At 72.7% G+C, this 20,859-nt stretch carries 18 protein-coding genes and 1 pseudogene; 10 read left to right on the plus strand and 9 right to left on the minus strand.

All coding sequences use genetic code 11. The annotated features are described in order from the left end of the window. Positions 1 to 6: 6 nt before the first annotated feature. Positions 7 to 1,011 carry a cytochrome d ubiquinol oxidase subunit II gene (gene cydB / locus ACL06G_RS01440; protein ID WP_412787750.1) on the plus strand — a complete coding sequence of 335 codons (1,005 nt, stop codon included), beginning with the start codon at positions 7 to 9 and terminating at the stop codon, positions 1,009 to 1,011. A gap of 8 nt (positions 1,012 to 1,019) precedes the next feature. Next, complete coding sequence (gene cydD, locus ACL06G_RS01445; RefSeq protein ID WP_412835214.1) at positions 1,020 to 4,652, plus strand: thiol reductant ABC exporter subunit CydD; 3,633 nt, start codon at positions 1,020 to 1,022, stop codon at positions 4,650 to 4,652. Positions 4,653 to 4,670: 18 nt separating this feature from the next. Here the strand turns inward: cydD and ACL06G_RS01450 are convergent, their stop codons facing one another. Both ACL06G_RS01450 and ACL06G_RS01455 read right to left on the minus strand, forming a co-directional pair. Next, a complete protein-coding gene (locus tag ACL06G_RS01450) occupies positions 4,671 to 5,549 on the minus strand; it encodes a Cof-type HAD-IIB family hydrolase (RefSeq protein WP_412787791.1) in 879 nt (292 codons plus the stop codon). Positions 5,550 to 6,197: 648 nt separating this feature from the next. Continuing rightward, positions 6,198 to 6,389, minus strand: a complete 192-nt coding sequence (locus ACL06G_RS01455; RefSeq protein WP_412835215.1) for a hypothetical protein — start codon at positions 6,387 to 6,389, stop codon at positions 6,198 to 6,200. Positions 6,390 to 6,483: 94 nt separating this feature from the next. Between ACL06G_RS01455 and ACL06G_RS01460 the strand changes: the two genes are divergently transcribed. Beyond that, positions 6,484 to 7,386 (plus strand): LLM class flavin-dependent oxidoreductase, encoded by a 903-nt coding sequence (locus ACL06G_RS01460; RefSeq protein ID WP_412835216.1) that lies wholly within the window; start codon positions 6,484 to 6,486, stop codon positions 7,384 to 7,386. A gap of 60 nt (positions 7,387 to 7,446) precedes the next feature. On the opposite strand, the gene ACL06G_RS01465 is transcribed toward ACL06G_RS01460, so the two are convergent. Beyond that, a complete protein-coding gene (locus tag ACL06G_RS01465; RefSeq protein ID WP_412835217.1) occupies positions 7,447 to 8,481 on the minus strand; it encodes an ion channel in 1,035 nt (344 codons plus the stop codon). Positions 8,482 to 8,681: 200 nt separating this feature from the next. Here ACL06G_RS01465 and ACL06G_RS01470 point away from each other — a divergent pair, with 200 nt between their 5' ends. Then, positions 8,682 to 9,347 (plus strand): class I SAM-dependent methyltransferase, encoded by a 666-nt coding sequence (locus ACL06G_RS01470; RefSeq protein WP_412787755.1) that lies wholly within the window; start codon positions 8,682 to 8,684, stop codon positions 9,345 to 9,347. A 203-nt stretch (positions 9,348 to 9,550) separates the two neighbouring features. On the opposite strand, the pseudogene ACL06G_RS01475 reads toward ACL06G_RS01470, so the two are convergent. After that, positions 9,551 to 10,495 (minus strand): annotated as a pseudogene (locus ACL06G_RS01475) (alpha/beta fold hydrolase); the annotation flags it as partial. A gap of 158 nt (positions 10,496 to 10,653) precedes the next feature. Here ACL06G_RS01475 and ACL06G_RS01480 point away from each other — a divergent pair. Genes ACL06G_RS01480 through ACL06G_RS01495 form a run of 4 tightly spaced genes read left to right on the plus strand, consistent with a single transcriptional unit; the run spans position 10,654 to position 14,234 of the window. Beyond that, positions 10,654 to 11,664: an ABC transporter ATP-binding protein gene (locus ACL06G_RS01480; protein ID WP_412787756.1), complete on the plus strand. Its 1,011-nt coding sequence runs from the start codon at positions 10,654 to 10,656 to the stop codon at positions 11,662 to 11,664. Beyond that, the gene (locus ACL06G_RS01485; RefSeq protein WP_412787757.1) at positions 11,654 to 12,577 is read left to right on the plus strand and encodes an ABC transporter permease subunit; all 924 of its coding nucleotides are present in this window, start codon (positions 11,654 to 11,656) and stop codon (positions 12,575 to 12,577) included. The genes ACL06G_RS01480 and ACL06G_RS01485 overlap by 11 nt, the downstream gene beginning before the upstream one ends. Next, positions 12,574 to 13,491 carry an ABC transporter ATP-binding protein gene (locus ACL06G_RS01490; RefSeq protein ID WP_412787758.1) on the plus strand — a complete coding sequence of 306 codons (918 nt, stop codon included), beginning with the start codon at positions 12,574 to 12,576 and terminating at the stop codon, positions 13,489 to 13,491. Before ACL06G_RS01485 ends, ACL06G_RS01490 begins: the two co-directional genes overlap by 4 nt. 23 nt (positions 13,492 to 13,514) lie before the next feature. Continuing rightward, positions 13,515 to 14,234: an ABC-2 transporter permease gene (locus tag ACL06G_RS01495; RefSeq protein ID WP_412787792.1), complete on the plus strand. Its 720-nt coding sequence runs from the start codon at positions 13,515 to 13,517 to the stop codon at positions 14,232 to 14,234. A 26-nt stretch (positions 14,235 to 14,260) separates the two neighbouring features. Here ACL06G_RS01495 and ACL06G_RS01500 read toward each other — a convergent pair whose 3' ends face one another. Both ACL06G_RS01500 and ACL06G_RS01505 read right to left on the minus strand, forming a co-directional pair. Further along, complete coding sequence (locus tag ACL06G_RS01500; RefSeq protein ID WP_412835218.1) at positions 14,261 to 15,328, minus strand: hypothetical protein; 1,068 nt, start codon at positions 15,326 to 15,328, stop codon at positions 14,261 to 14,263. Between the two features lie 254 nt (positions 15,329 to 15,582). Continuing rightward, entirely contained in the window at positions 15,583 to 16,086 is a 504-nt protein-coding gene (locus tag ACL06G_RS01505; protein ID WP_412835219.1) for an ATP-binding protein, read from the minus strand. A 143-nt stretch (positions 16,087 to 16,229) separates the two neighbouring features. Here ACL06G_RS01505 and ACL06G_RS01510 point away from each other — a divergent pair, with 143 nt between their 5' ends. Then, positions 16,230 to 17,045, plus strand: a complete 816-nt coding sequence (locus ACL06G_RS01510; protein WP_412787761.1) for a helix-turn-helix domain-containing protein — start codon at positions 16,230 to 16,232, stop codon at positions 17,043 to 17,045. Then, positions 17,042 to 17,242, plus strand: a complete 201-nt coding sequence (locus ACL06G_RS01515) for a DUF397 domain-containing protein (RefSeq protein ID WP_412787762.1) — start codon at positions 17,042 to 17,044, stop codon at positions 17,240 to 17,242. Before ACL06G_RS01510 ends, ACL06G_RS01515 begins: the two co-directional genes overlap by 4 nt. A gap of 3 nt (positions 17,243 to 17,245) precedes the next feature. Here ACL06G_RS01515 and ACL06G_RS01520 read toward each other — a convergent pair whose 3' ends face one another. From ACL06G_RS01520 to pheA, 3 genes are all read right to left on the minus strand, one after another. Beyond that, positions 17,246 to 18,076, minus strand: a complete 831-nt coding sequence (locus tag ACL06G_RS01520) for an HAD family hydrolase (RefSeq protein WP_412835220.1) — start codon at positions 18,074 to 18,076, stop codon at positions 17,246 to 17,248. Beyond that, a complete protein-coding gene (gene serS, locus ACL06G_RS01525) occupies positions 18,073 to 19,350 on the minus strand; it encodes a serine--tRNA ligase (RefSeq protein WP_412835221.1) in 1,278 nt (425 codons plus the stop codon). Before serS ends, ACL06G_RS01520 begins: the two co-directional genes overlap by 4 nt. A 530-nt stretch (positions 19,351 to 19,880) precedes the next feature. Continuing rightward, positions 19,881 to 20,810 carry a prephenate dehydratase gene (gene pheA / locus ACL06G_RS01530; RefSeq protein WP_412835222.1) on the minus strand — a complete coding sequence of 310 codons (930 nt, stop codon included), beginning with the start codon at positions 20,808 to 20,810 and terminating at the stop codon, positions 19,881 to 19,883. Positions 20,811 to 20,859 lie beyond the last annotated feature (49 nt).

Raw genomic sequence — 20,859 nt, forward strand, 5'->3', positions numbered from 1 at the left:
CCCGCGATGGCACTCCACGACCTCTGGTTCCTCCTCATCGCCGTCCTGTGGACCGGCTACTTCTTCCTGGAGGGTTTCGACTTCGGCATCGGCGTCCTCACCCGGCTGCTCGCCCGCGACCGGCCCGAGCGGCGCGTCCTGATCAACACCATCGGTCCCGTCTGGGACGGCAACGAGGTATGGCTCCTCACCGCCGTCGGCGGTACGTTCGCCGCCTTCCCCGACTGGTACGCCACCCTGCTCTCCGGCTTCTACCTGCCGGTACTGCTCGTGCTGGTCTGCCTGATCCTGCGCGGCGTCGCCTTCGAGTACCGCGCCAAGCGCGAGGACGAGCGCTGGCAGCGCTCCTGGGAACGCGCGATCTTCTGGTGCAGCCTGCTCCCCGCACTGCTGTGGGGCGTGCTCTTCGCCAACCTCGTCCGGGGGCTGCCGATCGGCCCCGACAAGGAGTACGCCGGCACCCTCCTGGACCTCTTCACGCCCTACACGCTGCTCGGCGGCCTCGCCACGCTGACCCTCTTCACCTTCCACGGAGCCGTCTTCGCCGCCCTGAAGACGCTCGGCGACATCCGCCGGCGCGCTCGCCGGCTGGCCCTCGGGCTCGGTGCCGCCGCCACGGCGGCCGTCGCCGGCTTCCTCGGCTGGACCCAGGTCCGGCACGGCGCTCCGGCGGCCCTCGCGGTCGGAGCCCTCGCGGTGGTGGCGCTGTGCGCGGCGGTGGCGGCCAACGGGCGCGGCCGCGAGGGCTGGGCGTTCGGCTGGTCGGGCGTCGCCGTCGCCGCCACCACGGCCGTGCTCTTCCTCAGCCTGTTCCCCGACGTGATGCCCTCCAGCCTCGACCCCCGGTGGAGCCTCACGGCGGCGGACGCGGCTTCCAGCCCGTACACGCTGCGGATCATGACCTGGCTCGCGGTCCTGGCGACACCCCTCGTCCTCCTCTACCAGGGCTGGACGTACTGGGTCTTCCGCAAGCGCATCGGCACCCGGCACATCGGCCGGAACGCGCACTGAGGTTTCACGTGAAACCCGTCGACCCGCGCCTCCTCCGCCACGCCCGCGCGACCCGCCCGTTCCTGCTCGCCGCCGTCGCCCTCGGCCTGACGGGGGCCGGACTGGTCCTCGCGCAGGCCGTGCTGATCGCCGACGTCGTCGTCACGGCCCTGCACGACCACCGGATCGACCGCACCGCACTGCTGCTGCTCGCGGTCACCGCCGCCGGACGCGCCCTCGTCGCCTGGCTCACCGAACGCGCCGCCCACCGCGCGGGGGCGGCCGTCACCTCCGAACTGCGGCTCCGCCTGCTCGAACACGCCTGCGCCCTCGGCCCGGACCGTGCCCCGAACACCGGCGAACTGACCACCCTCGCCACCCGCGGCATCGACGCACTCGACGACTACTTCGCGCGCTACCTCCCGCAGCTCTGCCTGGCCGTGGTGGTGCCCGCCGCCGTACTCGCCCGCATCCTCGTGGCCGACTGGGTCTCCGCCCTCGTCATCGCCGTCACCCTGCCGCTCGTCCCGGTCTTCATGATCCTCGTCGGCTGGGCCACGCAGGAGCGGATGGACCGGCAGTGGGGCAGGCTCTCCCGGCTCTCCCACCATTTCCTCGACATCGTCACCGGCCTCCCCACGCTCAAGGTCTTCGGGCGGGCGCGGGCGCAGGCGGAGCACATCCGCGCCCTGACCGACGACTACCGGCGCGCGACGCTGCGCACACTGCGCCTCGCCTTCCTGTCCTCCTTCGTCCTGGAGCTGCTCTCCACCCTCTCCGTCGCGCTCGTCGCGGTGGGCGTCGGCATGCGGCTGGTCCACGGCGAACTCGACCTGCACACCGGCCTGGTGGTGCTGATCCTCGCCCCCGAGGCCTATCTGCCGCTGCGTCAGGCCGGTGCCCAGTACCACGCTGCCGCGGAGGGGCTCGCCGCCGCCGACCGCGTTTTCCGCGTGCTGGGCACCGAGGCGCCCGTGCCGGGCGCCCGACCCGCCCCCCGGCGGCCCGTCCTCACCCTGGAGGCCGTCCGGGTACGGCGCGCCGGTCGCGCCGCGGACGGCCTGCCCGCCACCTCGCTGACCCTCGCCCCCGGCGAGACGGTCGCCCTGACCGGCCCGTCGGGATCCGGGAAGACCACCCTGCTGCACAGCGTGCTCGGCCTGACCCCGCCCACCACGGGACGCGTCCTCCTCGACGGGACGGACCTCCGCGAGGTGGACCTGCGCAGCTGGCACGATGCGGTGGCCTGGGTCCCGCAGCACCCGCACCTGTACGCCGGCACCCTCGCCGACAACGTCCGCCTCACCCGTCCGGACGCCACCCCCGCCCAGGTGCGCGACGCCCTGGCCGCGGCGGAGGCCGGGGACCTCGATCCGTCGACCGTCCTCGGCGAGGGCGGCGCCGGGCTCTCCGCCGGGCAGCGGCAACGCGTCGCCCTGGCCCGGGCCTTCCTCGCCGACCGGCCCGTGCTGCTGCTCGACGAACCGACCGCCGCGCTCGACCTCGGCACCGAGGAGGCCGTGGTGCGGGCGATCGGGCGACTCGCCCGGGGCCGGACCACGCTGCTGGTCGCCCACCGTCCGGCGCTGCGGCGGCTCGCGGACCGCACGGTGGCCCTGCCCGCGCCCGTCGAGCACCCGGTACCGTCCCCGCGCGGCGCGCCCGCTGCCGCCCCGGCCGAAGGCGTCCCGTCCGGAGCCGTGGCGGAGCCGACACCCGACCCCACCGCTTCCCCCGATGCCCTGACGGAACGTCCGGCACCCGGCGGCACCCCCCTCGCACGCCTCAGGGCGGCGGCCCGGCCGCTGCGCCCCCGGTTCGCCCTCGCCCTGCTCCTCGGCACCCTCGCCGTGGGCAGCGCCGTCGGACTGGCCGCCACCTCCGGCTGGCTCATCTCCCGCGCCGCCCAGCAGCCACCCGTCCTCCACCTCATGGTGGCCGTCACCGCCACCCGCGCCTTCGGCCTCGGCCGCGCTGTCTTCCGCTATGCCGAACGTCTCGTCGCGCACGACGCGGTGCTGCGCCTGCTGTCGGCGCTGCGGGTCGCGGTGTACGCGCGACTGGAGCGGCTGGCACCGGCGGGTCTGCGGAAGGCCCGCCGCGGCGACTTGCTCTCCCGCCTCGTCGCCGACGTCGAGGAACTCCAGGACCACCTGCTGCGCTGGCTGCTGCCCGCCGCCGTGGCCGCGCTGGTGTCCCTGGCGGCGACGGCCGTCACCACCGCGCTGCTGCCGCAGGCGGGTCTGGCCCTCGCCGCAGGGCTGGCCGTCGCCGGGGTCGGCGTCCCCGCGCTGACCGCGAGCCTGGCCCGCCGCACCGAGCGCCGCCTCGCACCCGCCCGCAGCACCCTCGCCGTCCGCACCGTCGACCTGCTCGGCGGCACCGCCGAACTGACCGTTGCCGGGGCACTCCCCGCCCGCGTCGCGGCCGTACGGGATGCCGACGCGCACCTCACGGCGCTCGCGTCCCGCAGCGCCGCCCTGACCGGCACCGGCGCCGCCCTGACGGCGCTGTGCACCACCGGCACGGTCACGCTCGCCGCCTGGGCCGGCGCCGCGGCGGTGACCCGCGGCGCGCTGGACGGCGTCCTGCTCGCGGTGGTCGTACTGACCTCGCTCGCCGCCTTCGAAGCCGTGGCGGGGATGCCGCTCGCCGTGCGGTACCGGCAGCGCACCCGCCGGGCGGCGGAGCGGGTCCACGAGGTCCTCGACGCGCCGCTGCCGGTGCGGGACCGGCGCGGCACCCACCCCGCGGCCGTCGACACCCTGCTGCTCCGGGCCGACGGCACCGGCGAGCGCTCAGGCCCCCGTCTCCTGCTGCGGGGCGTCACCGCACGCCACCCCGGGCAGCACCGCCCGGCGCTCCGGGGGATCGACCTGGACCTGCCGCCGGGGCGGCGGATCGCCGTCGTCGGGCCCTCCGGCTCCGGCAAGACCACCCTCGCCGAGGTGCTGCTCCGCTTCCTGGACCCGGAGGCCGGCACCTTCCTGCTCACCTCGGCGGGCACGCCCGCGGGCACCCCAGCGGGCGGCGAGGGCACGGGCGGGACATCGGTGGACGCCACGGCCGTCGACAGCGACGCGGTGCGCCGCCTGGTCGGACTCTGCGCCCAGGACGCCCACCTGTTCGACAGCACGCTCCGGGAGAACCTCCGACTCGCGCTGTCCCGCAGCGCGGCCCACGGCGACCCCGCGGCCGTCGACGCCCTGCTGCACACGGCCCTCGCCCGGGCACGCCTCGACGCCTGGGTGCGCAGCCTTCCCGAAGGGCTGGACACCCCGGTCGGGGAGCACGGCGCGCGGCTGTCCGGCGGCCAGCGCCGGCGGCTCGCGCTGGCCCGCGCCCTGCTGGCCGACTTCCCGGTACTCGTCCTCGACGAGCCCGCCGAGCACCTGGACACCTCCACCGCGGACGCGCTGACCCGCGACCTGCTGGCGGCGGCCGAGGGACGCACCACCGTGCTCATCACCCACCGGCTGCGGGGTCTGCACGCGGTCGACGAGGTGCTCGTCCTCGAGGAGGGCCGCATCACCGAACGCGGCTCCCCCGCGGAGCTCGCGGCACGCCCGCACGGGCGGTTCCGGACCATGCTGGAGCGGGAGGCGGCCGACGAGGGGGACCCGGCCGGGGACGGGAGTCCGACCGCCGGCGCCGCCGCCTGAACCGTCGCTCCGGGTGGACTACGGCCGACGCGTCAGCAGGTCCTCGATGGCGGCGGCGACGCCGTCCTCCTCGTTGGACGCCGTCCGGGCCGTGGTCGCCGCCAGCACGTCGGGGTGCGCGTTGGACATGGCGAACGACGTCCCGGCCCAGGTCAGCATCTCCAGGTCGTTGGGCATGTCGCCGAAGGCGACCACCTCGTCGGCGGAGATGCCGCGCTCGGCGCAGGCGAGGGCCAGCGTGCTGGCCTTGCTCACCCCCGGACCGCTGATCTCCAGCAGGGCCGAGGGGCTGGAGCGGGTGAACTCCGCGTGGACCCCTGCCGCCGTCCGGCCGAGGGCGAGGAACGCGTCCGGGTCCAGCTCCGGGTGCTGCGCCAGCAGCTTGAGCACCGGCTGGGTGGTGAAAGGTTTCCCCTCACTGTCGATGGTGTCGTCCGCGAGCAGTTTGTCCACCGGTGCGACGATCGCTCCGGGGTCCAGGTGGAAGGGCGGGTAGGCCGGCTCGTAGTGGATGCCGCCGGTGCGCTCCACGGCGAAGTTCACCTCCGGAGCGACCGACCGCAGCGCCTCCACCACGGTCAGAGCGGCCTCCCGGGCCAACTCGCGGACCTGGACGATCCGCCGTCCGCGGTGCAGGTCCACCACGGCGGCGCCGTTGGCGCAGATGGCGAGCCCGTGCCCGTGCACGTGGTCGCTGACGACGCCCATCCAGCGGGCGGGGCGGCCGGTGACGAAGAAGACCTCGATCCCGGCATCCTCGGCGGCGGCCAGGGCTTCGACGGTGCGGACGGACACGGACTTGTCGTCGCGGAGCAGGGTGCCGTCCAGGTCGGTGGCGATGAGCCGGGGCCGTGGCCGGACGGTGTCGGCGAAGGCGCAGGGCGCAGCATGATGCATCACGCACATATCTTCGCTCATGTCTCGCACAAGCGTGCACGGATGCGCACGTATGAGCCACTTCCGGTCGCAGTGGTTCGTCCGTTTCGGGCGGTTGCCGTCGGATGCCGGTCGGTTCTGTCCCCGGTCCGGTTCCCCGGCTCCGTCGCGCGCCGACCGTCGTCCCGTGCCGCGTGCGGAGGGTTCCGGAGCGCGGGTACGGCAGGGGGTATCGAGTCCGAGCCTCGGATTCCCCTCCGGACCGGAATCGTCGCGAGCGCGCGCGTGCGCGAGAGGCGCGGCGTCGTGCCCGACCTCCACGCGGCCCGCACCTCCGGGCCATCTGCCCGGAACGCTCCGTTCCGCGGGGGTTCGTGGTTCGGCGCGATTCCCACGCCGACGGCGGCCCCGGTGTCCCCGGCGGCCACGAGGTTCCGCAACCGAGTTTCGCGTGGACGGACCGGCGCGGATCTTCACCTACGGACGGCAGAGGAAGGAGTAGGCAGCTTGGCCGTCGGCTCGTGCCGTGGCATCGTGCAGTTCCCGCCACGCTGCGTGCTGCGGGTCGAGCAGCGCCTTGGCCAGAGCCGGCCTTCTTCGGTCCGACTTCCAGGGTTCGTCCCGGCGGGGTGGTCGTCAGATTCACTCGCGGACCGAGATTGTCCGGAGTCAGTACGTCCACCACCAGTTGCCCCGGCGCTGTGCCACGCTCGTAGCGATGCAGCAGACCATTTGTCCGCTGAGCGGAGACCACGCCCTCGGCATCGCTTCCGACAGGTCCAGCAACACGTTCCGCAGGTCCACCAGCGGCCCGGCCGCGAGGTCGGCTTCGATGGTGACGGCGCCTGGTGGGTCAGTCATCCGAGGCCCTTTCGATCGCGCCAGTGATCGAGGAGGAGCCGGTGCAGCAGTTTCAAAGTATCGAAAATTTATTCGATGCACGTAGGGTCGAGACATGAGTCTGCGTCTGAGTACCGTGATCCTGCCTGTCGACCGCTGGCACGAGGGCGGCCGCAGGAAGTGGCAGCGCGCCGAGGAGCTCGGCTTCCGCACCGCCTACACCTACGACCACCTCTCGTGGCGGGAGCCCTTCCGGGACGGTCCCTGGTTCGGTGCGGTGCCGACCCTCACCGCCGCGGCGACGGCCACCGAACGCCTGCGGCTGGGCACCCTGGTCACCTCGCCGAACTTCCGGCACCCGGTGACGCTCGCCAAGGAACTGCTGTCCCTCGACGACGTCAGTGGCGGCCGCGTCACCCTGGGCATCGGCGCCGGAACCAACGGGTTCGACGCCACGGTGCTCGGCCAGGACCCGTGGACGCCCCGCGAGCGCGCCGACCGCTTCGCCGAGTTCGTGCCGCTCCTCGACCGGCTCCTCACCGAGGACGCCACCACGCACTCCGGCACCCACTACTCCGCGCACGAGGCGCGCGGCATCCCCGGCTGCGTGCAGCGTCCCCGGCTGCCGTTCGCCGTCGCCGCGACCGGCCCGCGCGGCATGCGGTTGGCCGCCCGGCACGGACAGGCCTGGGTCACGACCGGTGATCCGAAGGTCGTCTCGGCGCCCGACGCGACTCCGGCCGCGTCCCGCGCGGCGATCGCCCGTCAGGTCGAGCGGCTCGGCGCGGCCTGCGAGGAGGAGGGCCGCGACGCCGCGGAACTCCACAAGGTACTGCTCACCGGCTTCACCCCGGAGCCGCTGCTGGAGTCGGTCGACGCGTTCGTCGACTTCGCGGGCCGGCACGCGGAGTTGGGCATCGACGAGATCGTGCTGCACTGGCCGATCGCCGACACGGTCTTCGCCGCCGACCACAAGACCTTCGAACGCATCGCCACCGCGGCCCCCGCCCAGCTCTGACGGCGGCCGCGTCGCGGGCGGGCGGTAGCAGCCCGCCCGGGACGCCGCCGCACACTCCTGTCAGCGGGCGGAGAGCAGCCGCCGGGCGTCGATGCGCTCGTCGGCGAGGTAGTAGAGCACGGTGTCCTCGCGCAGCGGCGCGTCCCAGGCGGGGCTGACCGTCATCGCGTCGTCCTGCCGTACGGCGATCACGGTCGCGCCGAAGACGCGGCCGAACCGCTCCTGGCAGACGCCGAACTCCTCACCGGCCAGGGCGGACGGCAGGCGCAGCGAATAGGTGTTGCTGCCCCGCACGTTGCTCATCAGCTCCGCGTAGACCTGCGTGAGTCCGGGGTCCAGGGCCTCTTCCGTCACCAGGTTCGGCATGTGCCACTGCACGCACTGGATGCGGGCGCTGACGTACCGCAGGTGCTCGGCGCGGTTCATGTCGCGCAGCGCGACGACCATGTGGACCCGGGGCTGCAGGTGGTCCACGGCGACGGACAGGGTCAGGGCCTCGTTGTCGTCGCGGGCGTCGATCACGACCGTCCGGGCGCGGTGCACGCAGGCCCGGCGGAGCACGCCCTCCGCTGTCAGGTCGCCCCGCACGAACAGCACGTGCTCCAGTTCGGGCATCGGATGCTCGGCCAGGTCGTCCCAGGCGCAGAGCACCAGGTCGCGGGTGCGGTCCTCGGAGAGGAGCTCCCCGATGATCCGCTCGGTGCGGCCCGCGGTGTAGCCCAGGATGACGATGTGGTCCTCGATGTCGAGGTCGACGGCGCCCTTCATTCGCTTCCCCTTGACGGACTGGATGTGGTTCGCCAGTTCGGTGAACAGGATGGTCAGTGCGGCGATGCCGCCCACGACGACGTACGCGCCCACGAGGTGCCCGGCGCCGGTCTCGGGGAAGTAGTCCCCGTACCCGACGGTCGAGCCGGTGACGAGGAACCACCACCAGAAGTTCTGCGGTTCGGTGATCGGGTTCGATACCGGTTCGGCCAGCCACATCGCCACCCAGCTGGTGGCGAAGACGAACAGGCCCACCGCGAGCGCCGCACGCCAGCCGCGGACGCGGGCGCGGACGGCCCTCACGAAGCGGGCGAGGAGGATCGGCACGTACGGCTCCCAACGACTCCGCGGAACAGGGAGCCGCAGCCTACCGGTCGTCCTCCGGGCGGGCCGGGAGCCCCCGGGCGGTGCGGCGGCACGGTGTCGGTCAGCCACACGCCGTTCGCGGTGCGCCGGAAGGTGTGCTCACTTCTGCGACCACCGGTGTTCAGGGCCGAGTGTCGGTGGCGGCTGCCAGGATGACAGGCATGGACAGCTCCGCCGCCGCGATCGCCGACTACTGGGACACCGCCGCTCCGCGGTACGACGAGGAGCCCGACCACGGGCTGCGCGACGCCGGGACCCGCGCGGCGTGGGCCCGGCGGCTGGCCGCGTGGGTGCCGCAGCCTGCCGGCTCGGTGCTGGACGCCGGGTGCGGCACGGGCTCCCTCTCGGTGCTGCTGGGCGAGGCCGGTCATGTGGTGACGGGCGTCGACGCCGCGCCGCAGATGGTGCACCGGGCGCGTGCCAAGGCGGAGGCGGCCGGGGTGCGGGCACGCTTCCTGGTGGGGGACGCCGCCGAACCACCGGTGGGGGACCGGCCGTTCGATGCGGTGGTGGAGCGGCACGTGGTGTGGACGCTGCCGGATCCGCACCGTGCGCTCCGCCGCTGGGTGTCGCTGCTGCGGCCGGGAGGGCGGCTGGTGCTGATCGAAGGGCGCTGGGCGCAGACCGCCGCCGATGCGGAGCCCTATGTTGCGGGCGCCGGGGCCCTGCCGTGGGGCGGTGGTGTGCGCGCCGCCGAACTGGAGCGGGCTCTCGCTCCGTTGGTGTCCGAGACGGAGGTCGTGCCGCTCGGCGACGATTCGGCGCTGTGGGGGCGCCCGGTCCACGACGAGCGGTACGCCCTCGTCGCCCGTCGCTCGTTGTACTGACCGCACGCGGTCGCCGGGGCGGCGTGACGCGGCCGAGCACGGTGGAGCCCGTGGGACCGCCCTGGTGCCGGACGGTCCTTGGCGCGACCGGACGCGTTGACCGGAAGTCGCTTGCGGCGGTCGGAGGCCGACGTCACCGGCCGTCCGGTCGCCACGACCATCGAGCCCGGCCCGGGCCGGCACTACCCCGCGCCCGGGTCCCCCTTCTCCGTCGATGCTCCTCCCGCCGCGCGGTGCGAGGAGGCGAAGTCGCCGATCCAGTCGGCGAGCTGCTGCGGACGGGTGCGGGGCACCCAGTGCTTGGCCGGGAGGGAGCGCCGGGTCAGGTCCGGTACCCACCGGTCGAGGTCGTCGTACAGCTCCTCGTCGAGGAAGGCGTCGCGTGTGGGCGTGACGAGCTGCACCGGTACGTGCGCGAAGCAGTCCTGGCGCGGGTGCCGCAGCCGGGACCGCACGTTGTCGCGGTAGAGCCAGGCGCCGTGGGCGGCGTCCTCCGGCAGCGACGGCGTGGGGTAGGCGCCGCTCGGCACCCCTTCCATCCGTGCCAGCATGCGCGGCCACGCCCGCCCCAGCGGTCCGCGCCAGGCGCGTTCGGGCAGGGCGGGGGTGTGCAGCAGGTAGATGTACCAGGATTTGGCGCCCTGGCCGATCAGTTGGCGCACGCCCCGCGCGGTCGGCCGGGACAGCCGGCGCTTGATCCAGTGCCCGAAGTGGTCCAGCGACGGACCGGAGATCGAGGTGAAGGAGGCGAGGCGGCCGCGGGTGCGGTCCACCGTCGCGATCTCCCAGCCCTGCACCGAGCCCCAGTCGTGGCCGACGAGGTGCACCGGGGCGTGCGGGCTGACGGCGTCGGCGACGGCCAGGAAGTCGCCGGTGAGCCTTTCCAGCGTGAACCCGCCGCGCAGCGGCAGGGGCGTCGAGGACCGTCCGCAGCCGCGCACGTCGTACAGCACCACGTGGAACCGGTCCCGCAGCGCCGCCGCGACCTGCGCCCACACTTCCTTGCTGTCGGGGTAGCCGTGCACCAGCACCACCGTCGGCAGCGAGGGGTCGCCCAGTTCGGCGACGGCCAGTTCCACTCCCTCGCGCGTCCGTACGCGCCGCTCCCGCACGTGGGCGGCGTGTTCTCCCCACACGTCCTGGCTCATCGGCTCCTCCTCGGTGGCCCGTCCCCGGGCCGGTACCACCCCGGGATACCCACGGTAACCCCGGAGGGCTGCCGCAGTGCCCCTCATCCTCCGGGACGAGCACCGCCCGATTCCTCAGAGGGACGCCGGGCGCGCCACGCGGCCGATACGGTCGGACGGTGACTGTGATCGCCACCCGGAGCCTGACCAAGCGCTATGCGCACGTCACCGCGCTCGACTCGCTGACCATGGACATCGCGCCGGGCGTGACCGGCCTGGTGGGGTCCAACGGCGCAGGGAAGTCCACCCTCGTCAAGATCCTCCTCGGACTCGCCCCCGCGACCGAGGGCACCGCCGACGTGCTCGGGCTCGACGTCTCCACCGACGGCACCGCCATCCGTGAACGCGTCGGCTACATGCCCGAGCACGACTGCCTGCCGCCCGACGTCTCCGCCACCGAGTTCGTCGTCCACCTGGCGCGCATGTCCGGGCTGCCCGCGGACGCCGCCCGCGAACGCACCGCCGACACCCTGCGCCATGTCGGCCTCCACGAGGAGCGCTACCGTCCGATGGGTGGCTACTCGACCGGCATGAAGCAGCGCGTCAAGCTCGCCCAGGCCCTTGTCCACGACCCGGAGCTGGTGCTGCTCGACGAGCCCACCAACGGCCTGGACCCCACCGGGCGCGACGACATGCTCGGCCTCATCCGCCGCGTCCACACCGAGTTCGGCATCTCCGTCCTGGTCACCTCCCACCTCCTCGGCGAGCTGGAACGCACCTGCGACCACGTTGTCGTCATCGACGGCGGCGCCCTCACCCACTCCTCCACCACCGCCGACTTCACGCGCGGCACCACCTCCCTCGCCGTCGAGGTCACCGACACCGACTCCCACCCCGACGGCACCGCCGCCCTCCTGGAGACCCTCACCGCGGCCGGGTGCGAGGTCCGCACCTCCGACCCCACCACCTCCGGCGGCAGGGTGCTGCTCGTCGACGCCTCCGACGACGCCGCGTACGACACCGTCCGCGACGCCGTCGCCGACCTCGGACTCGGCCTGGTGCGCATGGAACAGCGCCGCCACCGCATCGCCGAGGTCTTCACCGGCACACCGGCCCGGACCGCCGACACCCCCGCACCCGAACTCGCGGCAACCGGCCCGCAGGAAGGACGCAGCGGCGATGCCGCCTGAGACCCGCGCCACCACCGACGCCCCGGGGACCGGCGAGCCCGCCCCCGACGTCATCCACAACATCGGGTACCGGCACTACGACGGCCCCCGCCTGGGCCGCGCCTACGCCCGCCGCTCCCTGTTCACGCACACCCTGCGCGGCGTCTTCGGCATCGGCCGTTCCGCCCGCTCCAAGGTGCTCCCCGCGATCCTCACCGCCGTGATGTACCTGCCGGCGCTCGTCATGGTCGCCGTGGCCGTCGTCTCCGGGGCCTCCGATCTGCCCTCGGGCTACACCGAGTACGCGCTGATCATGCAGCCCGTCGTCGGTATCTTCGTCGCCTCCGCCGCGCCCCAGGCCGTCTCCCTCGACCTGCGGTTCGGCACCACACCCCTGTACTTCTCCCGGCCCGTCGAACGCCGCGACTACGTCCTCGCCAAGTACGCCGCCCTCGCCGCGGCACTGTTCGTCTTCGTCGCCGGACCCGTCGTCCTGCTGTACACGGGCGCGCTGCTCGCCAAGTTCGACGTTGTCGACCAGACCGTCGGATTCGCCGAGGGCCTGATCTTCTCCCTCGTCTTCGCCGTCCTCCACGCCGGCATCGGCCTCGCCGTCGCCGCCCTCACCCCGCGCCGCGGCTTCGGGGTCGCCGCCGTCATCGCCGCCCTGACGATCCCCTACATGCTGGTCTCCGTCCTGCAGGGCATCGCCTTCGGCCAGTACGACACCGTCCTCGTCGGCTGGCTCGGCCTCGGCTCCCCCGGCACCCTGATGGCCGGCTACCAGCAGATCGTTCTCGACGGACCCTCGCTGTTCCCCGGCAGCCCCCACCTGACCGCACCCCAGGGCGTCACCTACGTCCTGCTCATCGCCGCCCTCGTGGCCGGCACCTACGCCCTCCTGCTGCGCCGCTACCGAAAGGCCGGGCTGTGACCACCCTGAGGATCGACCGCGTCTCCTGCTGGTACGGCAACGTCGTCGCCGTCAACGACGTCACCATGTCCCTCGGCCCCGGCGTCACCGGCCTCCTCGGGCCCAACGGCGCCGGAAAGTCCACCCTCATCCACATGATGAGCGGCTTCCTCGCCCCCTCCACCGGCAGCGTCACCCTCGACGACGCGCCCGTGTGGCGGAACGAGCAGGTCTACCGCGAGATCGGCCTCGTCCCCGAACACGAAGGCATGTACGACCAGCTCACCGGCGGCGAGTTCGTGACCGCCGCCGCCGAACTGCACGGCCTGGCCCAGCCCGGCGCCGCCGCCCGCACCGCCCTCGCCACCGTCGAGATGGAACACGCCGCGGACCGACGCATCTCCACCTACAGCAAGGGCATGCGGCAGCGGGTCAAGATGGCCTCCGCGCTCGTCCACGACCCCTCCGTGCTCCTCCTCGACGAACCGTTCAACGGCATGGACCCCCGCCAGCGCATGCAGCTGATGGCCCTGCTGCGCGAGCGGGGCGCCGAAGGACGCACCGTGCTGTTCTCCTCCCACATCCTCGAAGAGGTCGAGCAACTCGCCTCCCACGTCGAGGTCGTGGTCGCGGGACGCCACGCTGCCGGCGGCGACTTCCGCAAGATCCGCCGCCTGATGACCGACCGGCCGCACCTCTACCTCGTCCGCTCCAGCGACGACCGTGCGCTGGCCGCAGCGCTCATCGCCGACGGCAGCACCTCCGGCGTCGAATTCGACGACACCGAACACGCCCTGCTCGTCCAGGCCGTGGACTTCACCCGCTTCACCGAGCTGCTTCCCCGCGTCGCCCGCGACCACGGCATCCGGCTCCACACGGTCTCGCCCTCCGACGAGTCCCTCGAAAGCGTCTTCTCGTACCTCGTCGCGGCCTGAAAGGAATCTGCGTGATGAGCGCCCTGTACCACCCCACGGTCGCCCGGCTCACCCGCCGGTCCCTGCTCGGCCGCCGCCGCGGCCTGGTCCTCGCCGCCCTGCCGCTGCTGCTGCTCGCCGTCGCCGTGTTCGTCCGCGTCACCGTCGGCGCCGACGACCGCATGACCGCCGACCTCCTCGGCGGCTTCGCGCTCTCCGCGATCGTGCCGCTCATCGGCGTGATCGCCGGAACCGGCGCCATCGGACCGGAGATCGACGACGGCTCCGTGGTCCACCTCCTCTCCAAACCGGTCGAGCGGTCCACGATCGTCCTCACCAAGCTGTACGTCGCCATCGGCGTCACCGTCGCGTTCTCCGCCGTCCCCACGCTGCTCGCCGGGTTCGTCCTCAACGGCAACAGCGGGCAGCTCGCCGTCGCGTACGCGGTGGCCGCGGCCGTCGGCTCCGTCACCTACAGCGCCCTGTTCCTGCTGCTCGGCGTCGTCTCCCGGCACGCGGTCGTCATCGGCCTGCTCTACGCCCTGGTCTGGGAAGCCGTCATCAGCAACGTCATCGAGGGCGCCCGCGCGTTGTCCGTCCAGCAGTGGTCGCTGGCCGTCGCGGAGAAGTTCGCCGCGGACGGCACGGTCACCTCCGCCGTCAGCTTCTCCACGGCCGTCCTGCTGCTCGTCGGTGTCACCGTGGCCGGAACCGTGTGGGCCCGGCGGAAGCTGCAGACCCTCACGGTCGCGGGCGAGGCGTAGGGCAGGTCCGGGCCCTTCGGCCGCACTCAGCCGCCCGTCGCGGAACCGGCCGGAACCGGACGTGGCCCGCGGGCCGCACGGAACAGCGCGTACCCGCCACCGGGAGGGCCGGGCTGCGCGGGGACCGGTGGCGCCGCGTCGTCCGCCCGGCACTCCGGGCACAGGACGGCGTCGCTGCCGGGCGGCGGCGTGAACAAGCGTGGCTGGGTGTGCGCGGCGACGCACTCCCGCATCCCCGCGACGCGTGGCGGTGGCAGCGGTGCGGCGGGAGCGGGCGCGGGCCGCTGCTCGGGCAGGGCGTGCCGCAGCCGCCAGCGGAACACCCCCACGGGGGAGCGGACGTCGTCGAGGCCGCTGGTGAGCGCGTGCTCGATCTGTGCGGCGCTCAGGTCGGTCCTCAGCCAGGGCACGGCCAGCGGCGCGACATCACGCAGCGTCCGCGGCGACAGTGCCAGACGGGGATGGGTGCCGACGAGCGCCCGCAGGAAGGTCTCCGCCGCCCGCAGCGCCCGCCCTGGCGTCTCCACCGTTTCCGTCGACGTCGCTGTCTCCCCTGCTTCCACCGTCTCCGGTGCCCGGGTCTCGGGGAGTTGCGGGGAGGCGGCTGAAGCGGCGACGGCCGCCGCAGCCGCAGGCGCGGCCGCCTCCGGGACGGGCCTGGTCGGTGGGGAGGTGTTCTCCTTGATGTTCTTTCCTGGTTGACGACCGACGGACCGGATTCCCGGTCCACCGGCGGCCGGTGGGGCGGCACCCGGCGTCGCGGAGCAGCGGCCGTCGCGCAGCGCCGCGGCCTCGGCGGGCTCCAGCGGCACATTGGAGACGAGCTGCACGGTGGTGAAACGGCCACCCTCCACCCGCACCCGCCACTCGTGGACGTAGCCCTCGGCCAGCAACTCGCCCTTGGCGCGCTGGAACGCGGCCTTCCCGATGCGGGCGCGCCGAGCGGTGTCGCTCAGGCACTGCCGGGCGTCGGCGGGCAGTGACAGCTGCCAGGTGAGCAGCGTCTTGGCGGCGGCCGAAAGTCGAGGGTGCCGCAGGATGGCGTGGGGAATCTGGGCGAAGGCGCGCGCAGGCGCGGTAGCATGCCGAAGCATTCCGGGGACTCCTTGCACTGTAAGTCCTCGAGGGTGCAGGTCCCCGGCAGGTGCTCCTACACCTGTTGGGGACCGCCTCGTTCCGGAGGAGGCGACCCTCGTCGAGGGGCACACTACACCCCCTGTGACCGTATGACGACCGCCGGTTGCGGAGCGTGAGGGTCAGGCCCGGGCCCGGCTGATGCTTGTGCCGGTCATCAAGTGCCAGGATCGGCTCAGAAACCACGAATGACGGTGCATATGACTGCACTGCGTCAAGCTCGGCGTGACGCGTCGCTGACATGGGGTGACGAATGCTGCGTGGTGGGGTCGGGCCGCACCGGTTCCACGATGAGCCGGGCCCACACCGTCTTGCCGACCTCGCGGTCCCGCACCCCCCAGGAGTCGGCGAACGCGGCCACGAGGGCAAGACCTCGACCGGACTCCGCCACGTCGTCGGCGGAGTCGTCCGGCGGTGCTGCCGGCGGCCTCCGGTCGCCGGCATCGGACACTTCGACCGTGACGATCTTCTCCAGGCCGTAGGTCATCCGCAGTTCGAGCAGCCGCCCGGGAACGCGCCCGTGCCGCACGGCGTTGGTGACCAGTTCCGACACGAGCAGTTCGGCCGTGCTGCGCGCGGCCTCGGGCACACCCCGGTCGGCGAGGAGGCGCGACGCGTGGTGCCGGGCGACGGGGACACTGCGCGGCACGGCCGGGTACCGACGCCACCAGATCACCGAGGCGAGGGCGGGAGACGTCTCATGACTTTCCGGTTTCATGGAGCCAGGATCGTGACGGATCGCTACGTTCGGTAGTAGTGGCATGTCAACGGCCGCAACGGGTGAACGGGACCGCTGCGGCGTTGAGATCGGTTGAGGCGCGTTGAGACGGGCCGAGGTGCGCGGGAAGGGTGGTGGCGGCGATGGCACCGGGCAGGAGGGTGGTGTCCCCGGCCGGGCAGTACTTCGCGGAGGTCCTGCGGCTGACACGTGGCAGAGCGGGCCTCTCCCAGAGCGAACTCGGCAGCCGCATGAGCTACACGGGCGCGGCGGTGAGCGCCGTGGAGACGTGTGCGAAGCCCGCGACCGACGAGTTCGTCGACGCCGCCGAGAAGGCGCTCGACGCCGGGGGCGTGCTCCGTGCCGCGAGGCGCTACCTGCGGCTGGAGCGCTATCCGGAGCACTTCCAGGGCTTCGTCCAGCTCGAACAGGAGGCGTTGAGTCTGACGTCGTTCTGCAGCCAGGTCATCCACGGATTGCTGCAGACCGAGGGCTACGCGCGCGCGGTCCTCGCCTCCGGTTTTCCACCGCTCGACGAGTCGGACCTCGAAGCCCTCACGGCTGCTCGGATGGAGCGCGCCGCGTTGCTCACCCGGAAGCCCTTCTGCGTCATCAATGTGGTCCTCGACGAGGCCGTTCTCCGCCGGCACGTCGGTACGGCGCGGACGATGACGGACCAGTTCGATCATCTACTGGCCTGCAGTGAGTTGCCCAACGTGGTCGTCCAGGTCATGCCGGTGTCGCGGGGCGTGCATGCAGGTCTGGAAGGTCCGTTCACCGTCATCGAGACGCCTGAGTGCGATCGACTGGTGTACATGGAATGCAACGGGAACAGCACTCTTGTGGCTCGGCCGGAAGAGGTGGGTGTCTACGCTCGGCGCTGTGCCATGATCGGCCAACAGGCCCTTCGTCCGGAGGAGTCCTTCGACCTGATCAAAGAGCTGGCGGGTGGGGAATGAGCGATCTGGTCTGGCGCAAGAGCACCTACAGCGACTCCAGCGGCGGGGAATGCCTCGAAATGGCTCCCACACGCAGTGCCGTCCACGTGCGGGACTCGAAGGACACAGCCGGCCCGGTGCTCCGCGTGCCGCGCGCTGCGTGGCGCTGCTTCGTGGCCCGGTTGCGGGAGGACGCCTCCGGGCCACCGGCGTCCTGACGGTCACCGCGCCAGCAGTTTCTCCAGCACGACCGCGATGCCGTCCTCCTCGTGCGAGGCGGTGATCTCGTCGGCGACCGAGCGCAGTTCGGGGTGCGCGTTGTCCATGGCGACGCCGTGGGCCGCCCAGGCGAACATCGGAATGTCGTTGGGCATGTCGCCGAAGGCGAGGGTCTCCGCAGCCCGCACGCCCAGCCGCCGGGCGGCCATCGCCAGGCCCCTGGCCTTGCTGAGCCCGAGCGGCAGCAGTTCGACGATGTCCGGGCCGGAGACGGTGACGCTCACCAGGTCCCCCGCCGCCTCGCGCGCCGCCCGGCCGAGTGCGTCGTTGTCCAGCCGCGGGTGCTGGATGTAGAGCTTGTTCACCGGCTCCGCGTAGACCTGTTCGCGGTCCTGAAGCGGCCTGGAGGGCAGCGATCCGTCCTGCTCCCGGTACTCGGGAGCCACGAGCACCTCGCCGTCGACGCCGTCGCGGGAGACGGCCAGGGCCAGCGGGCCGACCGACTCCTCGATCCTCGCCAGTGCCAGCCGTGCCAGTTGCCGGTCCAGCGTCACCGACGTCAGCATCCGCCGCTCGCCGGCGTGGTACACCTGCGCGCCCTGCCCGCAGACCGCCAGGCCCTCGTGGCCCAGCAGGTCGAGCACCGGCAGCGTCCAGGGCACCGACCGGCCGGTGACGATCAGGTGTGCCGCGCCCCGCGCGCACGCCGCACGGAGCGCGGTGCGGGTGCGGGGCGACACGGTGTCGTCGGGGCGCAGCAGCGTCCCGTCGAGGTCGGTGGCGATCAGTCGGTACGGGAAGGGGCCGGGCGTGGGCGCGGGCTCCTGGCTCACTTCGCGACCGGTTCCAGCACCTCACGGCCGCCCAGGTAGGGCCGCAGCACCTCGGGCACCCGTACCGAGCCGTCCGCGCGCTGGTGGTTCTCCAGCAGCGCGACGATGGTGCGCGGCACCGCGCACAGCGTGCCGTTGAGGGTTGCCAGCGGCCGGGTCCTGCCGTCGCCGCGCATCCGCACGGACAGGCGGCGGGCCTGGAACTCGTCGCAGTTGGACGCCGAGGTCAGCTCGCGGTACTTGCCCTGGGTGGGGATCCACGCCTCGCAGTCGAATTTGCGGGAGGCGGAGGCGCCGAGGTCCCCGGTGGCCACGTCGATGACCTGGAAGGGCAGTTCGAGGGAGGTCAGCCACTGCTTCTCCCACTCCAGCAGCCGCGTGTGCTCGGCCTCGGCCTCCTCCGGGTGCACGAAGGCGAACATCTCCACCTTGTCGAACTGGTGGACGCGGAAGATGCCGCGGGTGTCCTTGCCGTAGCTGCCGGCCTCGCGGCGGAAGCAGGGCGAGAACCCGGCGTACCGCAGCGGCAGCCGGTCCGCCTCGATGATCTCGTCCATGTGGTACGCGGCGAGCGGTACCTCGGAGGTGCCGACGAGGTACAGGTCGTCCTGTTCCAGGTGGTAGACGTCCTGCGCCGCCTGGCCCAGGAAGCCGGTGCCCTCCATGGAGGCGGGCTTGACCAGCGCCGGGGTGAGCATCGGGGTGAAGCCGGCTTCGGTGGCCTGGGCCATCGCGGCGTTCACGAGGGCGAGTTCGAGGAGGGCCCCGACGCCTGTCAGGTAGTAGAAGCGGGAGCCGGAGACCTTCGCGCCCCGCTCCACGTCGATCGCGCCGAGCATGCTGCCGAGTTCGAGGTGGTCGCGCGGCTCGAAGCCCTCCGCCTCGAAGTCGCGCTTCTCGCCGAGGGTTTCCCGGACGGTGAAGTCCTCCTCGCCGCCCACCGGAACGTCCGGGTGGACGACGTTGCCCAGCTGGAGCAGCAGGCGCTGTGCCTCCGCGGCGGCCTCGTCCTGCTCCCCGTCGGCGGCTTTGACTGCCGCGGCGAGTTCGCGGGTCCGCTCCAGCAGCTTCGCCTTCTCCTCGCCCTGCGCCTTGGCGACCTGCTTGCCGAGCTGCTTCTGCTCCGACCGCAGCTCGTCGAAGCGGACACCGGACGACCGGCGCCGTTCGTCGGCGGCGAGCAGGGCGTCGACGAGTTCGACGTCCTCTCCTCGGGCGCGCTGCGACGCGCGCACACGGTCGGGGTCCTCACGGAGCAGGCGAAGGTCAATCACGCCGCCACACTACCGGGACCGGTGCACGCCGTTCGACCTCGAACCCCCCTTTCCGCCCGGCCGCGTCACGCGGGGCGCGGCGCATGATCGGACCTTCTCCACACCCGCGGCGGAGTGCCCCGCGGAAGCGTGTCCGGGATGTTCGCGGTGGCCGGGACCCGTCTGGCGGACGTTGCTCCGACCGAGTTATCCACAGCTCCAGTGATCTTCCCCGGTGTTGTCCACAGGCCGGGGGCGGGGCCTGTGGAAACGTTGAAGATCCTTTGACGGTGCATGGGGAGGGGCTCGAAGCTCCGCCGAGAGTGCCCGAATCGTCCTCGATCGAACGGGATTGCCTCACCCTAAAGGGTTGATGAGGGGACTTGGGGTGACGTAACCCGGTCTGCGGCCATGTGGGGGACTCTCGCGTCACCTTGGAGCTTTGTCGACAACGACCGTTTCGTTCCACCGGTTGTGCACAGGCAAAGCGAAGGGCACCCCTCCGCCTGTGGACAACTCTGTGGACAACTTCACGACCTGCCCGTGAGGCGCTACGGACGTCCGTCCAAGCACCTGGTCAGCCAGTCGGCGGCAGCCACGAAGTCCTCGTCGGAGGTTCCCGCGCGGAGCGTGGGAGGCACCTCGTCCGCGCGCGGGTACGAGCCCAGGAACCGCACCTTCTGGCATGCCCGCTTCAGTCCCATGAGGACGTCCCCCACGCGGCGGTCGGACACGTGGCCCTCGCAGTCGACCGAGAAGCAGTACCGGCCGATGCCCTCACCCGTGGGCCGCGATTCGATGCGCATCATGTTCACCCCGCGCGAGGCGTACTCCTGGAGCAGTTCCAGCAGCGCACCCGGGTGGTCCTCGCGCAGCCACATCACCACCGACGTCTTGTCCGCGCCGGTGGGGGCGGCGGGCCGTGCCGGGCGGCCCACCAGCACGAAGCGGGTCTGCGCGTTCTCCGCGTCGTGGATGCCGGTGACCAGCGGCTCCAAGCCGTATGTCGCCGCCGCGAACTCACCGGCGAACGCGCCGTCGAACCGGCCCTCCTGCACCAGCCGGGCACCGTCCGCGTTGGACGCCGCCGACTCCCACCGGGCGTCCGGAAGATGCCCGGCCAGCCAGTTCCGCACCTGCGGCTGCGCCACCGGGTGCCCGGTCACGGTCTTCACCGCGTCGAGCGAGGTACCGGGCCGCACCAGCAGCGCGAAGGCGATCGGCAGCAGCACCTCGCGGTAGATCATCAGCGGTTCGCCGCTCGCCAGCTCGTCCAGCGTCGCGGTCACCCCGCCCTCCACCGAGTTCTCGATCGGCACCAGGGCCGCCGCCGCCTCCCCGGCCCGGACGGCGTCCAGGGCGGCCGGTACCGACACCATCGGCAGCAGTTCGCGGGTCGCCGCCTCCGGAAGGGTGCGCAGGGCGGCCTCGGTGAAGGTCCCCTCGGGACCGAGATAGGCGAAACGACTCGCGGGTGACATGCTGCACAGGGTAGTGCGCAGGGCACCCGCGACCTGCCGCGTCCCAACC

The sequence above is a fragment of the Streptomyces callyspongiae genome (assembly GCF_047200695.1).
Lineage (GTDB): Bacteria > Actinomycetota > Actinomycetes > Streptomycetales > Streptomycetaceae > Streptomyces.